Source organism: Elioraea sp. Yellowstone (assembly GCF_006704265.1).
In the GTDB taxonomy this organism is placed as follows: Bacteria; Pseudomonadota; Alphaproteobacteria; order Acetobacterales; family Acetobacteraceae; genus Elioraea.
In genome coordinates this window covers 1-19,762 of record NZ_VIKA01000054.1, presented here as the reverse complement: position 1 = coordinate 19,762, position 19,762 = coordinate 1, and the positions used below count along the sequence as shown (strand labels likewise).

Here is a 19,762-nt window from a genome sequence, read left to right as displayed (position 1 = left end):
GGGCAGCGCGGCGCGAAGCGGCAGCCGGGTGGCAGGGCGTGCGGCGGCGGCACCACGCCGGGGATGCCGGCAGGCTTCGCCTCGCCCTCCGGCACGGCCGCGAGCAGCGCGCGCGTGTAGGGGTGCAGCGGCCGGGCGAACACCGCCGCCGTGTCGCCCTGCTCGACCACCTGGCCGGCATACATGACCACGACGCGGTCGGCGATCTCCGCCACCACGCCGAGATTGTGGGTGATGAACACGAGCGCCATGCCGGTCTCGCGCCGGAGATCGGCGAGCAGGTCCAGGATCTGCGCCTGCACCGTCACGTCGAGCGCGGTGGTGGGCTCGTCGGCGATCAGCAGGCGCGGGTTGTTGGCGATCGCGATCGCGATCATCACGCGCTGGCGCATCCCGCCCGACATCTCGTGCGGGAAGGCCCGGCTGCGCCGCTCCGGGTCGGCGATGCCGACGCGGCGGAACAGCGCCACCGCCTCGCGGCGCGCCGCGGCCGCGGGCATCGGCCGATGCGCGAGGATCGCCTCCGCCACCTGGTCGCCGGTGCGGTGCACCGGGTTCAGGCTGCTCATCGGGTCCTGGAACACCATCGCCATCGCACCGCCGCGCAGCCGCCTGAGCGCCGGCTCGTCGAGGCGCAGCAGGTCGGTGCCCTCGAACCGTGCCGAACCCGCGGCGACGCGCGCGGCCGGCGGCAGCAGCCCCATCACCGCGGCCGCCGTCAGCGACTTGCCCGATCCCGACTCGCCGACGATCGCCACCGTCTCGCCGGCGCCCACGGCCAGGGAGACGTCGTCCACCGGACGGATCACCCCGGCCGGCGTGTCGATCTCGACCGTCAGCCCCTCGACCTGCAGCACGGCGTCGGTGCGGGCAGGCGGGAGGAGACCGGGCAGCACGCGGTCGATCGCGCGCAGCCGGACGGCGGCGGCGGTGCGCGGATCGGCCCAGTCCCGCAGCGCGTCGCACAGCAGGTTCATCGCCAGGATGGTCACGGTCAGGACCGCGCAGGGCCAGAGCAGCAGGAGCGGCGCCTGCGCCATGGTCGCGCGCGCGCCGCGGATCATCAGTCCCCAGGAGGGTTCGGGCGGCACCACGCCGAGGCCGAGGAAGGAGAGCCCGCTCTCCAGCACCACCGCCGCCGCGACCGCGAGCGAGAGCTGCACCAGGATCGGCCCGGCGACGTTCGGCAGCACCGTGACGAGGAGGATGCGCAGCGGCCCCGCGCCGAGCGCGCGCACGGCCTCGACGTAGTCGTGGCTGCGCGCCGACAGAACCTCCGCATAGGTGACGCGCACGAAGCCCGGCAGGAACAGGATCGACAGCACCAGGATCAGCGTGACCGTGCCGGGCCCGAGCAGGGTGACGACGAGAAGCGCGAGCAGGATCGGCGGGAAGCAGAGCACGATGTCCATGCTGCGCAGCGCGAGGAGTTCGCCCAGGCCCCGGAACCAGCCGCCCAGCAGGCCGAGCAGCGTGCCGAGCGCGCAGGCGATGCCGGCGGAGGCGAAGGCGACCGTCAGCGAGGCGCGCGCACCCCAGATCAGGCGCGAGAGCACGTCGCGGCCGAACTCGTCGCGCCCGAGCAGGCTGCCCGGGCCGGGGCCGGAGAGGCGCCGGGCGACATCCTGCTGCACCGGGTCGGGCAGGCCCAGGATCGGCGCGGCGAGGGCGATCAGCACGATCGCCGCGACCAGCGCACCCGGAATCGCGAGCCGCCTCACGCGTGCCGGATCCTGGGATCGAGCGCGGCGTAGACCAGGTCCATGACCAGGTTGAGCGCGACGAACAGCACCGAGATGGTCAGCACGATGCCGACCACCATCGGGTAGTCGCGCGCCTCCACCGCCTTGAGCAGCGGCGTCGACATGCCGGGCCAGTTGAACACGTATTCGACCAGCACCGTGCCGCCGAGCAGCGTGCCCATGTGCAGCGCGAGCACGGTCAGCACCGGGATGATGGCGTTGCGCACCACGTGGTGGACCAGGATGCGCGTGGGCGAGAGCCCCTTGGCGCGCGCGGTGCGCACGAAGTCGCGCGAGAGCGAATCCAGCACCGCCGCGCGCGTCATGCGGAACACCACCGCGACGAGGCCCTTGGCGATCGCGAGCGCGGGCATGGTCAGGAGCGTCAGGTGCTGCCACGGGTCCTGCGCCAGCGGCACGTAGCCGCCGGCGGGCATCCAGCGCAGCCACTGCGCGAACACCAGCACCAGCAGCGTGCCGACGACGAAGATCGGCACCGCGAGCAGCAGCGCGGCCGTGGCGCTGGTCGCGCGGTCGAACGCCGTGCCGCGCCTGAGCGCCGCCTCGGTGCCGACGGGAATGCCGATCACGACCGCGAGCACGGCGCCCACCGCGATCAGCTCGAGCGTGCGCGGCAGGCGCAGCAGCACCTCGTCGATCACCGGATGGTCGTCGATCATCGAGGCACCGAGATCGCCGCGCGCGAGCCGGCCGAGGAAGTCGCCGTACTGCACGAGGAATGGCCGGTCGAGGCCGAGCCGCTCGCGCAGTTCGGCCACCGCCGCCGGGTCGGGCGCCATCCCGCCGGAGCTCAGCAGGAGCTCGGCGGGATCGCCCGGCACCAGATGGATCACCGTGAACACCACGGTCGCGACGATCCAGATCAGCACCAGGCTGACCAGGATGCGCCGGGCCGTCCAGAGCAGCATCGGCCGGTCAGCCGATCGACGCCTCTTCGAGCGTGATGCCGGAGAAGAAGTTCAGCGCGCCGGCGAGCGCCTTGAACCCCTTCACGTCGGGCGTCATCGCGTAGCCCTGGCTGCGCCAGGCGAGGCCGACGATCGGCGCCTCGGCGAGCGCGATCCTCTGCAGCTCGGCGTAGATCGCGCGCCGCTTGCCCTCGTCGAACTCGGCGCGGCCCGCCGCCAGGAGCTCCTCGATCCTCGGCACGCGCAGCCCGATGCTGCGGACATAGGAGGGCGCGAGCGAGCCGTCGATCAGCGTGCTCAGCCCGTCCGGATCGTTGTTCTCGGTGGTCGTGCCCATCACCGCGATGTCGTACTGCCCGCGATTGCCGAGCGTGACGCGCGTCGCCCAGTCGGGCAGGCGGAGTTCGGCCTGGATGCCCACCGCGGCGAGGTTCTGCTGCACCACCTCGGCGGTGTCCTTGTGCATCCCGTACTGCGCCGTCGAGAGGATGCTGGTGGTGAACCCGTTCGGCACCCCCGCCTCGGCGAGCAGGGCGCGTGCGCGAGCGGGGTCGTAGCGCCAGCCCGAGGCCAGGTCGGAGTCGTAGAAGGTGCTGCCGGGCGTCAGCGGCAGGCCCTCGAGCGGCGAGCCGCGGCCGAAGAACGCGGCCTTGACGATCTCCTCGCGCTTGATCGCATGCGCGATCGCGCGGCGGATGCGCGCATCGCCGAGGTGCGGCCGCGTCGCGTTGAACACAAGGTACATGAACGGCCCGTCGGTCGCGTCCAGCCGGAGCTTCGGATCGGCCTCGATCGAGGCCATGGCCTGCCAGGGCACATACTCGATCAGGTCGACATCGCCTGCCTGCAAGGCGGCCACGCGCAGGTTCTCGTCCGCATAGGCGACCATGCGGATGCCGCGCAGCCTGGGAAGGCCCGGCTTGTAGTAGCGGTCGAACGCTTCGAGATCGAGCGCGACACCGCGCTCCTGGCCCCTGAGCACGAAGGGGCCGGCGCCGATCGGCAGGGTCCCCGCGCCGGTCGGCGAGCGCGGCGAGACCATCATCATGTGGTAGTTCGCGAACCAGAGCGGCAGCGTGACCATCGGCTCCATCGTGACGATGCGCACGGTGCGCGCATCGGGCGTCTCGATCCGGGCGATCCGCTGCGCCTGGGCCCGGTAGTAGGCGGTCGAGCGTTCCGCCGCCATCTGCTCGAGGTTCCAGCGGATATCCTCCGCGGTGACGCGGTCGCCGTTCTGGAACAGCGCGTTCTCGCGCAGCCGGAACGTCCAGGTGGTGGGGCTGTCGTTGCTCCAGCTCTCGGCGAGCTCGCCGCGCAGCGAGCCGTCCGGCGCGAAGGAGACGAGGCCGCGATGGATCAGGAGCTTCACCGTCGCCGCCGCCGTGCCGGTGTTCACCCAGGGCTGGATGCTCGGCGGAAAGGAGGAGAGGCCGAAACGCAGCACCCCGGGCTGGCGCTGCGCGCGAGCCGGCCACGCCCGCAGCAAAGGCAGCGCCGCGCCGGCGGCGAGGAGTGAACGTCGGGTCGGTGTCATCGTCGTCTCCCTTGGTGGTTGTCTCGGGCCGGGCCGACCGCGGGGCTAGCCGGCGCCGTAGATCGCCTGCGCCTCGGCCGCGCTGATGCGGCCCTCGCGGATGTCGCGCGCGACCGCCGCCCGGTCGCGCCCCGCTGGCGGCCCGTAGCCGCCGCCCCCCGGGGTGATGATCTCCACCCACTCGCCCGCGCGCAATGTCCCGTTGCCGAGATGGAAGGGCTCGACGCCGGGGCCGAACACGAAGCGGCCCTTGCCGCCGGGGAGGCCGCCCTGCAGACCCCAGGGCGCCGAGCGGAACCGCGCGCCGTCGAGCCGGAGCCGACACTCCGCCTCGGCGCGATAGACGCGGCGCAGCCCCATCCCGCCGCGATGGGTGCCGGGCCCGCCCGAGCCCTCGACCAGCTCGTAGCGCACGAGCGTCAGCGGGTACTCGGTCTCCAGCGCCTCGACCGGCAGGTTCGAGGTGTTGGTCGTGTGCACGTGCACGCCGTCGAGCCCGTCCTTGGTCGCGCGCGCGCCGAAGCCGCCGCCGATCGTCTCGAGATAGACCCAGGGCTCGCCCGTGCCGGGCTGGCGCCCGACGAAGCTCGCGACGAAGCAGGCGCCGTTGTGCGCCGCCGTGACGCGCTCGGGCACCGCCTGGGCGAGCGCGCCGTGGATCAGGTCGACCACGCGCTGGCAGGTCGAGAGCCGCGCGTTCACCGCCGCCGGGTGGACGCAGTTCACCACGCTGCCTTCGCGGGCGGTGACGATCAGCGGGCGGGCGAGGCCGGCATTGGGCAGGATGGTGGGATCGACCACCGTCTTGACGGCGTAATAGACGGTCGCGAGCAGCGCGGTGTAGGTCATGTTGATGCCCGCGCGCACCTGGTCCGGCCCGTCGAAATGCAGGCGCATCGTGTCGCCCTTGACCTCGAGCTCGATCGCGAGGGCGAGCTCGCCCTCGATCTCGGGGCTGTCGTGCACATCCTCGAAGCGCCAGACGCCGTCGGGGATCGCGGCGATGCCGGCGCGCATCTTGCGCTCGGCGTAGTCGAGCAGCGCGGCACCGGCGGCCAGCACCGTCTCGGTGCCGTACTTGGCGCAGAGCGCCTGCATCCGCGCGACACCCAGCCGGTTCGCCGCCATCTGCGCGCGCAGGTCGGAGAGGCGCTCGCGCGGCACCTGGCAGTTCAGCAGGATCAGCTCCTGGATGTCCTCCTGCAGCCGGCCTTCGCGGTAGAGCCGGATCGGCGGGATGCGCAGCCCCTCCTGGTAGATGTGCGCATGGCCGCGATCGGCGAAGTCGGCGTGATGCGCGAGGTTCACCGCCCAGGCGACGATGCGGCCCTCGACGAAGATCGGCTCGGCGAGCACGATGTCGGGCAGGTGCGTGCCGCCGCCCTCGTAGGCGTCATTGCCGACGAACACGTCGCCGGGGCGGATCTGCTCGAGCGGGTGGCGCTTCAGGATGCGCTCGACCACGCCGATGAAGCTGCCGAGATGGATCGGGATGTGCTCGGCCTGGCAGAGCGTGCGGCCCTCGACGTCGAACAGCGCGGTGGAGCAGTCGCGCCGCTCCTTGATGTTGGTCGAGTAGGAGGCGCGCACCAGCGCCTCGCCCATCTCCTCGACGATCGAGGAGAGCGCCGAGCCGATCACCTCGACCGTGATCGGATCGACCCGGGGTCGGGCGATGTCCAGGATCGCGTTCACGCGGCGGCCTCCAGGATCAGGTTCTCGTAGCCGTCCACGCGCGCGCCCATGCCGGGCAGCACGAGCGTGGTCGAATCCATCTGCTCGACGATCGCGGGGCCCGCGATGCGGTTGCCCGGGCTGAGCCGGTCGCGCGCATAGACCGGCACGGCGGTGAAGCCGCCCGCCTCCGGCAGCCAGACGTCGCGCACGCCCTCGCGCGCGGCGCCCGCATCCTCCGGTCCGGGCGGCTTCGCGCCGAACGCGGCCTTGCGCACCACTCCCGTGGCCTCGATGCGGAAGGTGACGAGCTGCACCGGCTCGCCCTCGGCGACGAAGCCGTACATCCGGCGGTGCTCGGCGGCGAAGCCGTCCGCCAGCAGGGCCAGCGTCGAGGCATCGAACGGTCCGTCCGGCAGCGCCACCGGCAGCTCGTAGTTCTGCCCGGCATAGCGCATGTCGACGGTGCGCGCGACGCGGCGCGCCTCGGCGGGGATCCCCTCGAGGTCGAACCACGCGCCGGCCTGCGCGGCCAGCGTCTCGAAGGCCTCGCGCATCGGCGCGAGCGCCTCCTTGCCGAGCGGGGTCAGCCGCGTGGCGGCGAAATCGGCGCGCAGGTCGGTCAGCAGCAGCCCCATCGCGCACAGGATGCCGGGGTTGCGCGGCACCAGCACGCGCCGGATCTCAAGCTCGCGCGCGAGCCGCGCGGCGTGCAGCGGGCCCGCGCCGCCGAAGGCCATCAGCGTGTAGTCGCGCGGATCGTGGCCGCGCTGCACGCTGATCACGCGGATCGCCTTCGCCATGTTGGCGGTGACGACCGAGAGAATGCCCTGCGCGGTCTCCATCGTGTCCATGCCAAGCCGCTTCGCCAGCCGCTCGATCGCGGCGATCGAGAGCTCGCGGCGGATCGGCATCCGCCCGCCGAGCAGATGCGTCGGGTGCAACGCGCCGAGCACCACGTTCGCGTCCGTCACGGTGGGCTCGTCGTTGCCGCGGTCGTAGCAGACCGGCCCCGGATCGGCGCCGGCGCTGCGCGGCCCGACCTTCAGCAGGCCGCCGCTGTCCACATGGGCGATCGAGCCGCCGCCGGCACCGACCGTGTGGATGTCGAGCATCGGCGCCTTGATCGGATAGCCGTGCACGATGCTCTCGCTCGCGAGCCTGGGCTCGCCGCTCTGCAGGAGCGCGACATCCGTGCTGGTACCGCCCATGTCGAAGGTGATCAGGTCGGGGAACCCCGCGAGCCGCCCGATCGCCTGGGCGCCGACCACGCCGGTGGAGGGGCCTGAAAGCACCATGCGCACCGGCAGGTTCGCCGCCGCCTCCAGCCCCATCACGCCACCGTTCGACTGCGTCAGGTGCGGTGTCGCCGTCATGCCGAGCGCGGCCAGACGGTCGGCGAGCCGGCGGATGTAGCCCTGCATCACCGGGCCGAGATACGCGTTCACCACGGCCGTGGACAGGCGCTCGAACTCGCGGAACTCGGGCGCGACCTCGTGGCTGACCGAGAGGAATGCCTCGGGCAGCTCCTCGGCGAGGATGCGTCGCGCGGCCTGTTCGTGGTCGGGGCGGACGAAGGCGTAGAGGAAGCACACCGCGACCGCGGCGACACCCGCCCGCTTCAGCGCGCGGGCGGCCTCGCGCAGGGCGGTCTCGTCCAGCCGCGTCTCGACCGTGCCGTCGTGGCGCACCCGCTCGGGCACTTCGAGCCTGAGGTCGCGCGCGACCAGCACCGGCGGCTTGTCCACCTGGAGGTCGTAGAGATCGGGGCGCTTCTGCCGGCCGATCTCCAGGAGGTCGCGGAAGCCCGCGGTGGTGACGAGCCCGGTCGGCACGCCACGGTGCTGGATCAGCGCGTTGGTCGCGACCGTCGTGCCGTGTCCGAAATAGACAACGTCGCCCGGGCCGCCGCCGACCCGCCGCATCCCCTCATCCACGCCCTGCGCGATCGCGCGCGACGGATCGTCGGGGGTGGAGGCGACCTTCCAGACCGCGATCCGGCCGGTCGCCTCGTCGAACAGGCAGACATCCGTGAACGTGCCCCCGGAATCGACGCCGACACGCCACGTCATGCCCAGCCCCTCTGGTCGGTCCAGCCTGTCGTGACGCATCCTAGCGACGGGCCGGAGCGCGGCAAGACAGCGGGAGCGGAACAGCGTGATCGACGGCACGACACTTCATGCGCCCTGGGCGCTCCTGCCCGGTGGCTGGGCGCGCGACGTGGCGGTCGCGATCGCGCCGGACGGAACGATCGCCTCGGTCAACGCCGGCGTGCGCCGCGGCGGCGCCACGCCCCTCGCCGGGCCCGTGCTGCCCGGCATGACCAACCTGCACAGCCATGCGTTCCAATACGCCATGGCGGGGCTTGCGGAGACGCGCAGCCCCTCGGGCGAGGACCATTTCTGGTCCTGGCGCGAGACCATGTACCGCTTCCTCGGCCGGCTGACGCCCGATGACGTCGAGGCGATCGCGGCGCAGCTCTATGTCGCCTTGCTGAAGGGCGGCTTCACGAGCGTGGCCGAGTTCCACTACCTGCACACCGATCCCGCCGGCGCGCCCTACGCCGACCCGGCGGAGATGGCCTGGCGCATCCTCGCCGCAGCGCGGCAGGCCGGGATCGCGCGCACCATCCTGCCGAGCCTCTATCGCCACGGCGGCTTCGGCCGGCCGCCCGGCGAGGGCCAGCGCCGCTTCCTGCTGCCGGCGCAGACCGTGCTCGACATCATCGCCGCGCTGCGCCGCGAGGCCGCATCCGACCCGCTGCTCCGCGTCGGCGCGGCGCCGCACAGCCTGCGCGCGGTGACGGTGCAGGAACTCGGCGCCTTCGCCGCTGCGGTCCGGCGCGACGATCCTCTCACACCGTTGCACATCCACGCCGCCGAGCAGCCGCGCGAGGTCGAGGAATGCCTCGCCGCGACGGGACAACGCCCGGTCGAACGGCTGCTCGCGCACCTGCCTCTCGATCGGTGCTGGTGCGTGGTCCACGCGACGCACATGGACGCGACGGAGACGGCGGGGCTCGCCGCGGCCGGCGCGGTGGCCGGGCTGTGTCCGACCACGGAGGGCAATCTCGGCGACGGGATCTTCCCCTTCCTCGCCTGGCGCGCGGCGGGCGGAGCCTTCGGCATCGGCACCGACAGCCATGTCGGCACCGATGCGGCGGGGGAGCTGCGCATGCTCGACTACGCGCAGCGGCTCACGCATCTGCGGCGCGCGGTCGGCGCGAGCGAGGCGGAGCCCTCCGCCGGCACCGCGCTATGGCAGCACGCGGCCGCATCGGGCGCACAGGCGGCGGCGCAGCCTGCCGGCGCGATCGCGCCCGGGCGCCGCGCCGATCTGGTCGTGCTCGACGGTGCGCATCCGCTGCTCGCCGGGCGCGGGGGCGGCACGATCGCCGACACCCTCGTCTTCGCGCCCGCCCCCGCGCTGGTGCGGGACGTCTACGTCGCCGGCCGGCCGGTGATCGCGGCAGGCCGGCACGGAGCGGAGGACGCGATCGCCGCGCGCTTCGCTGCGACGCTGCGCCGCCTGCTCGCATGAGCCGGGCAGCGGATGGCGTCCCGGGCAACGGGGCCGGGCGATGCCGACGCGCCCTGGCGCAGGCTTTGGAGCCCGCGCCCGCAACCCGCCTCCGTGGCGTCGGCGGATCGGCGGAGCCGAGGGAATGCGCGGCCGGTCGCCCGGACGCCGTTCCGGCGCCCTCGGCGCCTTGCGGGTCGGGGCGGGGGACCGGATAATGCGAACGATGACACAGCGGTTCGATCTGGTGGTGGCCGGCGGGCGCGCCGCGGTGGCGGGCCCGATGCCCCGTGCGGCCTGCACGGCCCGGCGCCTCTCCTTGGCCGCATGCGCAATGCGCGGCCTCTCGAATCCCGCCATCGCACCCCTCGCTCCGGCGCGGCTGGCCGATCAGGCGGCGGCATGACGGCGCTCGCGGTCGAGGGGCTGCGCACCGAGTTCCGCATCGGCGGCGTGTGGTATCCGGCGGTGAAGGACGTCTCCTTCACGCTCGCGCGCAACGAGACGCTGGCCCTCGTCGGCGAGAGCGGCTGCGGCAAGTCGATGACGGCGCTCTCGATCATGGGGCTGGTGCCGGCGCCGGCCGGTCGGATCGCCGCCGGGCGGATCGTGCTGGAGGGCCGCGAGATCACGGGTCTCCCGGAATCGGAACTGGAGAGGATCCGCGGCGATCGCGTCGCGATGATCTTCCAGGAGCCGATGACCAGCCTCAATCCGGTGATGACGGTGGGCGACCAGGTGGCCGAGCCGCTGATCCGCCATCGGGGCCTTCCGCGCAGGCAGGCGCTCAAGCAGGCGCTCGCGCTCCTGGAGGAGGTGAAGATCCCCTCCGCGGCGGCGCGGCTCTCGGAGTATCCGCACCAGTTCTCGGGCGGGATGCGCCAGCGCGTGATGATCGCCATGGCGCTCGCCTGCGAACCGGCGGTGCTGCTCGCCGACGAGCCGACCACCGCGCTCGACGTGACGATCCAGGCGCAGGTGCTGGGGCTGCTTGCCGATCTGCGTGCGCGCCACGGCACCTCGGTGCTGTTCATCACCCACAATCTCGGCGTGGTGGCGCAGATCGCCGACCGGGTCGCGGTAATGTACGCGGGCGAGATCGTCGAGGAGGGGCCGGTGCACGCGATCTTTGCCGCGCCCGGCCATCCCTACACGCGGGCGCTGTTCGCCACCATTCCGCGCATGGACCGCGCCGGCCAGGACCTCGCCGCGATCCCCGGCCGCGTGCCCGCGCTCGATGCCATGCCGCAAGGCTGCCGCTTCGCACCGCGCTGCCCGCTCAGACGTGACGGCTGCGAGCACGACCAGACGCTCGTGTCGGTGGGCGAGGGGCATCGCGTGCGCTGCCATGTGACGACGGGAGCGTTCGCGGATGCTTGAGGCTGAAGGCCGTGTGGCCATGGTGTCGGGCGCGGCACGCGGCATCGGCCGGGCGGTCGTGCTCAAGCTGCTCGCGAGCGGCTTCAGCGTCTCGGCCGGCGTGCGCGACCGGCACGGCCTGCCCGCCTCCAACCGGCTGTTCGCGCACCGCTACGACGCCGAGGATCCGGCCTCCGCCGATGCCTGGGCCGCCGCCACGGCGGACCGCTTCGGCCGCATCGACGCCGTGGTCGCCGCCGCCGGGATCAATCCCATGGCACGCCTGCTCGATCGCGACGACACCGCGCTGGACGCGCTCTGGGCCGTCAACGTCAAGGGGCCGAAGCACCTGGTGCGCGCCGCCTGGCCGCATCTGGTCGCTTCGGGGAGCGGTCGGGTCGCGATCCTCGCCTCGCTCTCCGGCAAGCGGGTGGCGAACGAGAACATGGGCTACGCGGCGAGCAAGTTCGCCGCCGTGGCGCTGGCGCACGCGATCCGCCGCGAGGGCTGGGATCACGGCATCCGCGCCACCGCGATCTGCCCGGGCTTCGTCGATACCGACATGACGGCGCATGTCACCAGGCATCCGCGCGAGCAGATGAGCCGGCCGGAGGATATTGCCGCCCTGATCGAGACCGTGCTGCGCCTGCCCGCGCACGCGGTGGTCGCGGAGCTTCTGGTGAACTGCCGGCTGGAGCCGATGCTGTGAGGCTGGTGCGGCTTGCCGACGCCGATCGGCCGCGCCTCGCCTTCACGCTCGACGGCGCGCCGGCCGAGGCGCTCGCCGGCGATACGCTGCTGACCGCCATCCTGACGAATGCCGGCCATGTGCGCGCAAGCGAGTTCGGCGACGGCAATCGCGCCGGATTCTGCTGGATGGGCGTGTGCCAGGACTGTCTCGTCTGGGTGGACGGGCTCGGGCGCGTGCGCGCCTGCACCACCATCCTGGAACCCGGCATGGCGGTGCGGCGCACATGACGGCCATGACGGTCGCGGTGGTCGGCGCCGGCCCCTCGGGCACGCGCGCGGTCGAGGTGCTGGTGCGGGCCGGGCTTCGCCCCGTCTGGGTCGAGGAGGCGCCGGCGACTGGCGGCCGCATCTACCAGCGGCCTCCCGCCGGCACGACGCGCAGCCCTCGCGACCTCTACGGCACCGAGGGGGCCAAGGCGGAGGCGATCCACGCCGCCGGCGACCGGCTGCGCGCGGCGAGCGACTGGCGCCCCGGCACGCTGGCCTGGAACATCCGTCCGGGCGTGCTCGACACGTTCCGCGCCGGGCGGCACGAGACGGTCGCCTTCGACCGCGCCATCCTCTGCACCGGCGCGATGGAGCGGATCGTGCCGGTGCCGGGCTGGACGCTGCCCGGCGTGTTCACGCTCGGGGCTGCACAGATCGCTCTGAAGGCGCAAGGGGTGGCGATCGGCAGCCGCGTCGCCTTCATCGGCACCGGGCCGCTGCTCTGGCTCACGGCAACCCAGTACCTGAAGGCGGGCGCCGCGGTCGCGCTGGTGCTGGACACCACGCCGTTGCGGACCAAGGCGCGCGCGGCCGCCGGGCTGCTCGCCGATCCCGCGACCTTCGCCAAGGGCCTGGCACTCGTCGCGCGGTTGCATCTTGCCGGCGTGCGCGTCATCGAGGGCGGGACGCCGGTCGCGCTCGAGGGAACGGACGCGGTCGAGGCCGTGCGCGTTCGCGACCGCAGGGGGCGGGAGCACCGCATCGCCTGCGACGCGGTCGGGCTCGGCTTCGGGCTCAAGCCGGAGAGCCAGCTCGCCGATCTCGCCGGCGTGCCGTTCCGCTTCGAGGCGATCGAGCGCAACTGGGTGCCGGAACGCGATCGCGCGGGCCGGACCCCGGTCGCCGGCCTCTATCTCGCCGGCGACGGCGCGGGGATCGCCGGGGCGGATGCGGCCGAGCTTGCCGGCGCGCGTGCGGCCTGGGCGGTCCTCGAGGATGCGGGGGCCGCATTGGACGCCGCCGAGATCGCGCGGCTGGACCGCGCGCTCGCCCGCCTCCCGCGCGTCCGCGCCGCGCTCGAACGCGCCTTCCCCTACCCGTCGGCTCTCGCCGCGCGCACCCCCGACGCGACGATCGTCTGCCGGTGCGAGGCGATCACGGCGGGCGAGCTGCGCGCGGCGGCGCGCGCAAGCCACGTCACGGGGGGCGCGGCGGAGGTGAACCGCGCCAAGGCGTTCACCCGCGTCGGCATGGGACGCTGCCAGGGGCGCGTGTGCGGGCCGCCGGCCGCCGAGATCCTCGCCGACGCGCTCGGCTGCGACGTTGCCGCCGTCGGCCGGCTGCGCGGCCAGCCGCCGGTGAAGCCGATCCCGATCCTCGCCGAGGCCGCGGAATGAGCACGGCGCACGACGTGCTGATCCTGGGCGGCGGCGGCGCCGGCTGTTCGGCTGCGCTGCATCTCGCGCGGCGCGGCGCGCGCGTCGTGCTGTTCGAGCGCGGGCTGGTGGGCAGCCAGGCCTCGGGCGTGAACTACGGCGGCGTGCGACAGAACGGGCGGCACCCGGCGGAGCTGCCGATCGCGCGGCGCGCGCGCGAGATCTGGGCGCGGCTGCCGGAGCTGATCGGCACGGATGCCGAGTTCGAGGTGACCGGCCATCTGAAGCTCGCGCGCAGCGCCGAGGAGGAGGCTGAGCTCGCCGGCTACATGGAGGTGGCGCGCGCGCACGACCTGCCGCTGGAACTGATCGGCTCCAACCGCCTGCGCGAGCGCTGGCCGTGGCTCGGCCCGCGCGTGGTCGCCGGCGCGTTCGCACCCGAGGACGGCGCGGCCAACCCGCGCCTGCTCGCCCCGGCCCTCGCGCGCGCGGCGCGCGCGAAAGGCGCCGAGATCAACGAGCGGACGCCGGTCGAGCAGATCGCGCATGACGGCGCAGACTTCGTCGTCACGCATGGCGGCCGTACCTGGCGCGCTCCCGTCGCGCTCAACTGCATGGGCTACTGGGGTGGCACGATCGCCGCACGCTTCGGCGAGGCGGTGCCGGTCGCGCCGCTCGCCCCGAACATGCTGGTGAGCGAGCCGATCCCCTACTTCATCGAGCCGAACATGGGCGTGGTGGGCGGCGACGTCTATCTGCGCCAGATCCGCCGCGGCAACGTGATCTTCGGCGGCGGCCGCGGCGCGAGCGATCCTGCCGTGCCCTGGGCCAGACCGCTGCCGGAGTCCACCCTCGCGGCGATGGCGCGGGCGGTCGAGCTCGTCCCCCGCCTCGCCGGCATCCACGTGATCCGGAGCTGGACCGGCATCGATGGCGAGATGCCGGACGGGCTGCCGGTGATCGGGCCGAGCCGCACCACGCCGGGGCTGATCCATGCCTTCGGCTTCTCCGGCCACGGCTTCATGCTCGGGCCCGGGATCGGCGCGATCCTCGCCGAGCTGGTGCTGGACGGGCGCACCGACGTGCCCCTCGAGCCCTTCCGCATCGACCGCTTCGCCCTTGGCAGCGCGACGTGATGCCGACATGATCGCGGCACGACGGGAACGACAGGAGGCGGAACGATGAGACTTCGTGCGGCACTGCTCGCGGGCGCGGCGGCGCTCGGCGTCGCGGCGTTCGGCGGAACGGCGGCCGCGCAGCCGCGGACGACGCTGAATGTCGGCATGGCCGCCCAGGATGTCGGCCGGCTCGATCCGCATTTCGCGGTCTCGACGATCGACCGGGTGGCGGTCGCCTGGATGTTCAACGGCCTCGTGCGGTTCAAGCCCGGCAGCATCAACCCGGCCGAGATCGAGCCCGACCTCGCCGAGCGCTGGGAGGCGAGCGCGGACGGCCGCACCTGGACCTTCGTCCTGCGTCGCGGCGTGCAGTTCCATGGCGGGTTCGGCGAGGTCACGGCCGAGGACGTGGCCTTCAGCCTGCGCAAGGCCGCGCAGTCCTCGACCTCGGCCTTCTCGGGCGATTTCCGCGCCTTCGAATCGGTCGAGGTGGTCGACCCGCACACGGTGCGGATCCGCCTGCGCGAGAACGTGCCGAGCCTGCTCGGACTGGTGACCAACTATGCCGGCGGCTACATCGTCTCCAAGCGCGCGGTCGAGCAGAAGGGCGACGCCTTCATGCGCGCGCCGATCGGCTCCGGCCCCTTCGCCTTCGCCTCCGTGACGCCGAACCAGTCGCTCGAGCTCGCGGCGCATGAGGGCTACTTCCGCGGTGCACCGCAGATCAAGCGGATCTCGTACCGCTTCATCCCGTCCGACGCCTCGCGCGACCTCGCCTTCCAGAACCGCGAGCTCGACATCAACTACGGCCGCGCCCAGACGGCGTGGATCGAGCGCACGCGGCGGCTGCCGAACGTGGTCGTCGACGTGTTCGAGCCGGCGGAACTCGCCATCCTGAACATCAATACCCGCCAGCCGCCGTTCGACGATATCCGCGTGCGCCGTGCGGTCGCGCACGCGATCGATCGTTCCGAGCTCGTGCGCTGGCGCGGCGAGGCGGTCGCGCGCGAGGGCCAGTCGCTCGTCCCCCGCGGCTATCTCGGCTTCACCCCCGACGTCCCGCTGCCCGGCTTCGACCAGGCACGGGCGCGGTCGCTGCTCGCCGAGGCGGGGCATCCGAACGGGATCTCGGTGCGCGTGATCCACACGCAGCTGCCGGAAATGCTGAGTGCCATGCAGGTGGTGCAGCAGCAGCTGCGCCGGGTCGGCATCACGCTCGACCTGCAGGTGGTCGAGCACGCGACCTTCCACCAGCAGATCCGCCAGGATCTGAGCCCGCTCGTCTACTATGCCGCGGCCCGCTTCCCGGTCGCCGACATCTACCTCACGCAGTTCTACCACGGGCGATCGATCGTCAAGACGCCGACCGCCGTCACCAACTTCAGCCACTGTGCGATGGCGGATGCCGAGATCGACGCCGCGCGCGTCGAGACCGACCCGCAGAAGCAGCTTGCCCTCTGGGCCGCCGCGCAGCGCAAGCTGGTCGAGGCGGTCTGCGGTGTGCCGCTGTTCGAGACCCTGCTGGTGTTCGCGCGCTACGGCAACGTCGATTACGGCTACGAGCTCAAGGGCTCGATGTCGCTCGGACCGCTGATCACCGAGGCGACGCGATTCCGGTGAGCGAGGGTCGTCCGGCCGGGGCCGGCGAATGATCGGTTTCGCGGTGCGGCGGCTGATCGCCGCCGCGCCCACCCTGATCGCCGTGCTGACGCTGGTGTTCGTGATCGTCCGCATCGTGCCGGGCGATCCGGCCCTGGTGATCCTCGGCGATCAGGCGACCCCCGAGGCGATCGCCGCCCTGCGCGCGCGTCTTGGGCTCGACCGTCCGCTGCACGAGCAGTATCTCGAGTTCCTGTTCGCCTCGCTGACCGGCGATTTCGGCACCTCGCTCGTGACCGGACGGCCGATCGTCAGCGAGGTCGCCGCCGTGCTGCCGCACACGCTCGATCTCACCGCCGCGGCGATGCTGATCGGCACGGTGGTCGGCGTGCCGGTCGGGATCTGGGCGGCGCTGCACCGCAACCGCGCGATCGACGTCGCCGCGCGCATCCTCTCGCTGCTCGGCCTCTCCTTCCCCGTCTTCGTCTCCGGGATCTTCCTGCTGCTGCTGTTCGCGCTGCACTGGAGGATCTTCCCGGTGATCGGCAATGCCGATCTCGCCGATCCGGTGGACCGGCTGCACAAGCTCGTGCTGCCCGCGATCACGCTCGGGCTGGTGATGGCGGCCTACATCACGCGGGTGACGCGCAGCGCGATGCTGCACGTGCTGTCGGAGGACTTCATCCGCACCGCGCGCGCCAAGGGGGTGCCCTGGCGGGCCGTGGTGTGGAGGCACGGGCTGCGCAACGCCCTCATCCCGGTCGTCACCGTGGTCGGGCTCTATGTCGGCATCCTGATCGGCAATTCGGTGCTGACCGAGATCGTCTTCAACCGGCCGGGCCTGGGCAAGATCATCGTCGGCGCCCTGAACCAGCGCGACTACGCGATGCTGCAGGGCCTGATGGTGATCTACTGCTTCCTGATCGTCGTCGTGAACCTGATCACGGACCTCACCTACGGGCTGATCGATCCGCGGGTGAAGCACGCATGACGAGGGCTGCCGCGCCCGCCGTCGTGCCAGTTTCGCCGCTGCGTCGCGCGGCCGCGCGCTTCCTGGCGAACCCGACGACCGGGATCGGCATCATCCTCTGCGTGCTGGTGGCGCTGTCGGCGATCCTCGCGCCGCTGATCGCCCCGCACGATCCGATCGAGCAGAACGTGGTCGAGCAGTTGCGCCCGCCGGGCGGCGACCACCCGCTCGGGACCGACTATTTCGGGCGCGACGTGCTCTCGCGCATCCTCTGGGGCGGGCGGATCAGCCTCATCGTCTCGCTGACGGCGATCGCCGCGGCGATCGCGATCGGCGGCGCGATCGGCATGATCTCCGGCTATGTCGGCGGCCGCTTCGACACCTTCGTCATGCAGGTGATGGACGTGCTGCTGTCCTTCCCCAGCCTGATCCTCGGCCTGATCGTGGTGGCGCTGCTCGGCCCCGATCTGGTCAATCTGGTCGTCGCGATCGGGCTCACCGCGATTGCGCCCTTCGCGCGCATCGCCCGCGCGCCGGTCCTGGCGCTGAAGGAACGCGCCTTCGTCGAGGCTGGCCGCGCGCTCGGCTACAGCCACGCGCGCATCCTGTTCGTGCACATCCTGCCGAACATCCTCTCCGAGGTTCTGGTGATGGGCAGCCTCTGGATGGCGACCGCCGTGCGCACCGAGGCGTCGCTCTCGTTCATCGGGCTCGGCGTGAAGCCGCCGACACCGACCTGGGGCGGGATGATGCGCGACGGTTTCGAGAACATCCTCGACGCGCCCTGGCTCGCGATCTTCCCGGGCATCGCCATCCTGCTCCTGGTGCTGGGGCTGAACATGGTGGGGGACGGGCTGCGCGACGCGACCGATCCGAAGCTCCGCGCCGAATGATGCCGCTGCTTGAGGTCGACGGGCTGGTGAAGCATTTCACCGTGACGAGGGGCTTCCCCCGCCCGGTCACGACGACGGTGCGCGCGGTCGATGGCGTCTCGTTCAGCGTCCGCCGTGGCGAGGCCTACGGGCTCGTCGGCGAATCGGGCTGTGGCAAGTCCACGGTCGCGCGCGCGGTGCTGCGCCTGATCGAGCCGGATGGCGGCACGGTGCGGTTCGACGGCGCGGATGTGCGCGCCGCGCGCGGCGAGACGCTGGCCCGGCTCAGGCGGCGCATGCAGATCATCTTCCAGGACCCCTACTCGTCGCTCAATCCGCGCCGCACGATCGGCCAGGCGCTGACCGAGCCGATGCGCGTGCACGGGCTCGCCTCGGGCCGCGCGGCGCGCGACCGCGCGGCCGCGCTGCTCGACGAGGTCGGCATGCCGCCTTCCGCGCTCGATCGCTATCCGCACGAGTTCTCGGGCGGCCAGCGCCAGCGCATCGGCATCGCGCGCGCGCTCACCGTCGAGCCCGAGCTGCTGATCGCCGACGAGCCGGTCTCGGCGCTCGACGTCTCGGTGCAGGCGCAAGTGCTGCTGCTGCTGCGCGACCTGCAGAAGCGGCGCAATCTTGCCTTCGTCTTCGTCAGCCACGATCTCGGCGTCGTACGCTGGTTCTGCGACCGTGTCGCGGTGATGTATCTCGGCCGCATCGTCGAGGAGGGCGAGGTCGGCGCGGTGTTCACCGAGCCGCTGCACCCCTACGCGCGGATGCTGCGCGACGCCTCGCCGGTGCCTGACCCGGCCGGGCGCGGCGTCTTGCCCCGCATCGTCGGCGAGATCCCCTCGGCGGCCAACCCGCCCTCCGGCTGCCATTTCCACCCGCGCTGTCCGCATGCGCGCGACGCCTGCCGGGCCGCCTATCCGTCGTGGCGGCGTCGCGGCGAGCGCGGGGCCGCCTGTGTGCTGGTTTGACACCCGGAGCGCATGGGCCCGACCTCTGCGCGGAGGGTCGCGCGTGCGGGTCGGGGAGGACAGCCGCGCGGCGCGGATGCCGGGGTTCCGCGCCGGCAGGGGCGCCGGCCTCTCCGGGCGCGCCGCACCGGGACATCGGCCGCGGAGTCCGGCGCTGCTGCGGTGTGCGGTTGCCCTGAGCGGCGATCGGGGCTTCAGCCGACTCGGCGGCCGCTGAAGGGGGGGGGAGGCCGCTCCGCCGGCCTGCCGTTCCGCGCCCCCCAGACGAAAAATCCCGTGCCCGAGGCAAAAACCGAACGTGCAGGATAGTGCAAACGTTCCACCCTGGGTTAACGTCCTGCCGTGCTGCACCATGTCCGCCGTGGCTGACCCGATCCCTGCCGGTCTCGCCCCCCCCGGAGCCGGGCCCGCCTCGCCGCGCCTGCGCCTGAAGCTGATCGGTCCGATGGACGCCTGGAGCGTGACCAGCGAGCGCGTGCTGCCGCGCGTGCGCAAGACCCGCGCGCTGCTTGCGATCCTGGCGCTGGCCGCGCCGCGCCCGGTGCAGCGCCAGCGCCTGGCCGGGCTCCTCTGGTCCACCCGCGACCGCGAGCAGGCGCGCGCCTCGCTGCGCCAGGCGCTGCACGAGCTCACCCTCGCCCTTGCCCCGTGCGGCGCGCCGATCCTGCACGCGAATCGCGACCAGGTCTGGGCCGATGCCGACGCGCTCTGGGTGGATGCGCACGAGGTCGCCCGCGCAGGCCCGGCGGGTGCGGCCGCGCTCGACCTCTACGACGCGCCGCTGCTCGAGGATCTCGACGGGCTCGATCCGGCGATGGACGCCTGGCTCGCCGAGGAACGGCGGCACCTGCGCGACCATGCGCGCAGCCTGGGCGAGCGGCTGCTCGAGGCCGCCAACACCCCCGAGTCGCAGATCGAGGCGGCGCGCCGGCTGCTTGCGATCGACGAGGCGCACGAGCAGGCCTGGCGCAGCCTGATGCGGGCGCACGCCGCGCGCGGCGAGCGGCGCCAGGCGCTCGAGGCCTTCGAGGCCTGCCGCTCGGCGCTCGCCCGCCATCTCCGTGCCCAGCCCTCGGCCGAGACGGTTGCGCTGGCGGAGACCATCCGCGGCAGCGAGGACCACGCCCTGGCAC

General features: G+C 72.8%; 16 protein-coding genes. 11 read left to right on the top strand and 5 right to left on the bottom strand.

Features of this window, described 5'->3' with window-relative positions:
* The 5 genes from FK498_RS09695 to FK498_RS09675 form a co-directional block, all read right to left on the bottom strand.
* A partial coding sequence (locus tag FK498_RS09695; protein ID WP_141853988.1) for a dipeptide/oligopeptide/nickel ABC transporter permease/ATP-binding protein occupies window positions 1-1,721 on the bottom strand: 1,721 nt, incomplete at its 3' end.
* A complete protein-coding gene (locus FK498_RS09690) occupies window positions 1,718-2,671 on the bottom strand; it encodes an ABC transporter permease (RefSeq protein WP_141853986.1) in 954 nt (317 codons plus the stop codon). The genes FK498_RS09690 and FK498_RS09695, both read right to left, overlap by 4 nt.
* Before the next feature lie 7 nt (window positions 2,672-2,678).
* Complete coding sequence (locus tag FK498_RS09685) at window positions 2,679-4,208, bottom strand: ABC transporter substrate-binding protein (protein ID WP_141853984.1); 1,530 nt, start codon at window positions 4,206-4,208, stop codon at window positions 2,679-2,681.
* Window positions 4,209-4,253: 45 nt separating this feature from the next.
* A complete protein-coding gene (locus FK498_RS09680) occupies window positions 4,254-5,903 on the bottom strand; it encodes a hydantoinase B/oxoprolinase family protein (RefSeq protein WP_141853982.1) in 1,650 nt (549 codons plus the stop codon).
* A complete protein-coding gene (locus FK498_RS09675; protein WP_141853980.1) occupies window positions 5,900-7,954 on the bottom strand; it encodes a hydantoinase/oxoprolinase family protein in 2,055 nt (684 codons plus the stop codon). Before FK498_RS09675 ends, FK498_RS09680 begins: the two co-directional genes overlap by 4 nt.
* 85 nt (window positions 7,955-8,039) lie before the next feature.
* On the opposite strand from FK498_RS09675, the gene FK498_RS09670 reads away from it, so the two are divergent.
* The 11 genes from FK498_RS09670 to FK498_RS09620 all read left to right on the top strand — a co-directional run.
* On the top strand, window positions 8,040-9,422 hold the full coding sequence (locus tag FK498_RS09670; protein WP_237560901.1) for a formimidoylglutamate deiminase: 1,383 nt from the start codon (window positions 8,040-8,042) through the stop codon (window positions 9,420-9,422).
* Between the two features lie 381 nt (window positions 9,423-9,803).
* A complete protein-coding gene (locus tag FK498_RS09665; RefSeq protein WP_141853978.1) occupies window positions 9,804-10,781 on the top strand; it encodes an ABC transporter ATP-binding protein in 978 nt (325 codons plus the stop codon).
* Window positions 10,774-11,469: an SDR family NAD(P)-dependent oxidoreductase gene (locus tag FK498_RS09660; RefSeq protein WP_141853976.1), complete on the top strand. Its 696-nt coding sequence runs from the start codon at window positions 10,774-10,776 to the stop codon at window positions 11,467-11,469. The genes FK498_RS09665 and FK498_RS09660 overlap by 8 nt, the downstream gene beginning before the upstream one ends.
* Window positions 11,466-11,738, top strand: a complete 273-nt coding sequence (locus FK498_RS09655; protein WP_141853974.1) for a (2Fe-2S)-binding protein — start codon at window positions 11,466-11,468, stop codon at window positions 11,736-11,738. The genes FK498_RS09660 and FK498_RS09655 overlap by 4 nt, the downstream gene beginning before the upstream one ends.
* Window positions 11,735-13,114 carry an NAD(P)/FAD-dependent oxidoreductase gene (locus FK498_RS09650; RefSeq protein WP_370510890.1) on the top strand — a complete coding sequence of 460 codons (1,380 nt, stop codon included), beginning with the start codon at window positions 11,735-11,737 and terminating at the stop codon, window positions 13,112-13,114. Before FK498_RS09655 ends, FK498_RS09650 begins: the two co-directional genes overlap by 4 nt.
* Window positions 13,111-14,229, top strand: coding sequence for an FAD-binding oxidoreductase (locus FK498_RS09645; protein WP_141853972.1), 1,119 nt, complete (start codon window positions 13,111-13,113; stop codon window positions 14,227-14,229). Before FK498_RS09650 ends, FK498_RS09645 begins: the two co-directional genes overlap by 4 nt.
* Window positions 14,230-14,274: 45 nt before the next feature.
* A complete protein-coding gene (locus FK498_RS09640) occupies window positions 14,275-15,831 on the top strand; it encodes an ABC transporter substrate-binding protein (RefSeq protein WP_141853970.1) in 1,557 nt (518 codons plus the stop codon).
* Window positions 15,832-15,859: 28 nt separating this feature from the next.
* Window positions 15,860-16,801: an ABC transporter permease gene (locus FK498_RS09635; RefSeq protein WP_141853968.1), complete on the top strand. Its 942-nt coding sequence runs from the start codon at window positions 15,860-15,862 to the stop codon at window positions 16,799-16,801.
* Complete coding sequence (locus FK498_RS09630) at window positions 16,798-17,673, top strand: ABC transporter permease (RefSeq protein WP_141853966.1); 876 nt, start codon at window positions 16,798-16,800, stop codon at window positions 17,671-17,673. The genes FK498_RS09635 and FK498_RS09630 overlap by 4 nt, the downstream gene beginning before the upstream one ends.
* On the top strand, window positions 17,670-18,629 hold the full coding sequence (locus FK498_RS09625) for an ABC transporter ATP-binding protein (RefSeq protein ID WP_141853963.1): 960 nt from the start codon (window positions 17,670-17,672) through the stop codon (window positions 18,627-18,629). Before FK498_RS09630 ends, FK498_RS09625 begins: the two co-directional genes overlap by 4 nt.
* Before the next feature lie 361 nt (window positions 18,630-18,990).
* A partial coding sequence (locus FK498_RS09620; protein WP_304598710.1) for a BTAD domain-containing putative transcriptional regulator occupies window positions 18,991-19,762 on the top strand: 772 nt, incomplete at its 3' end.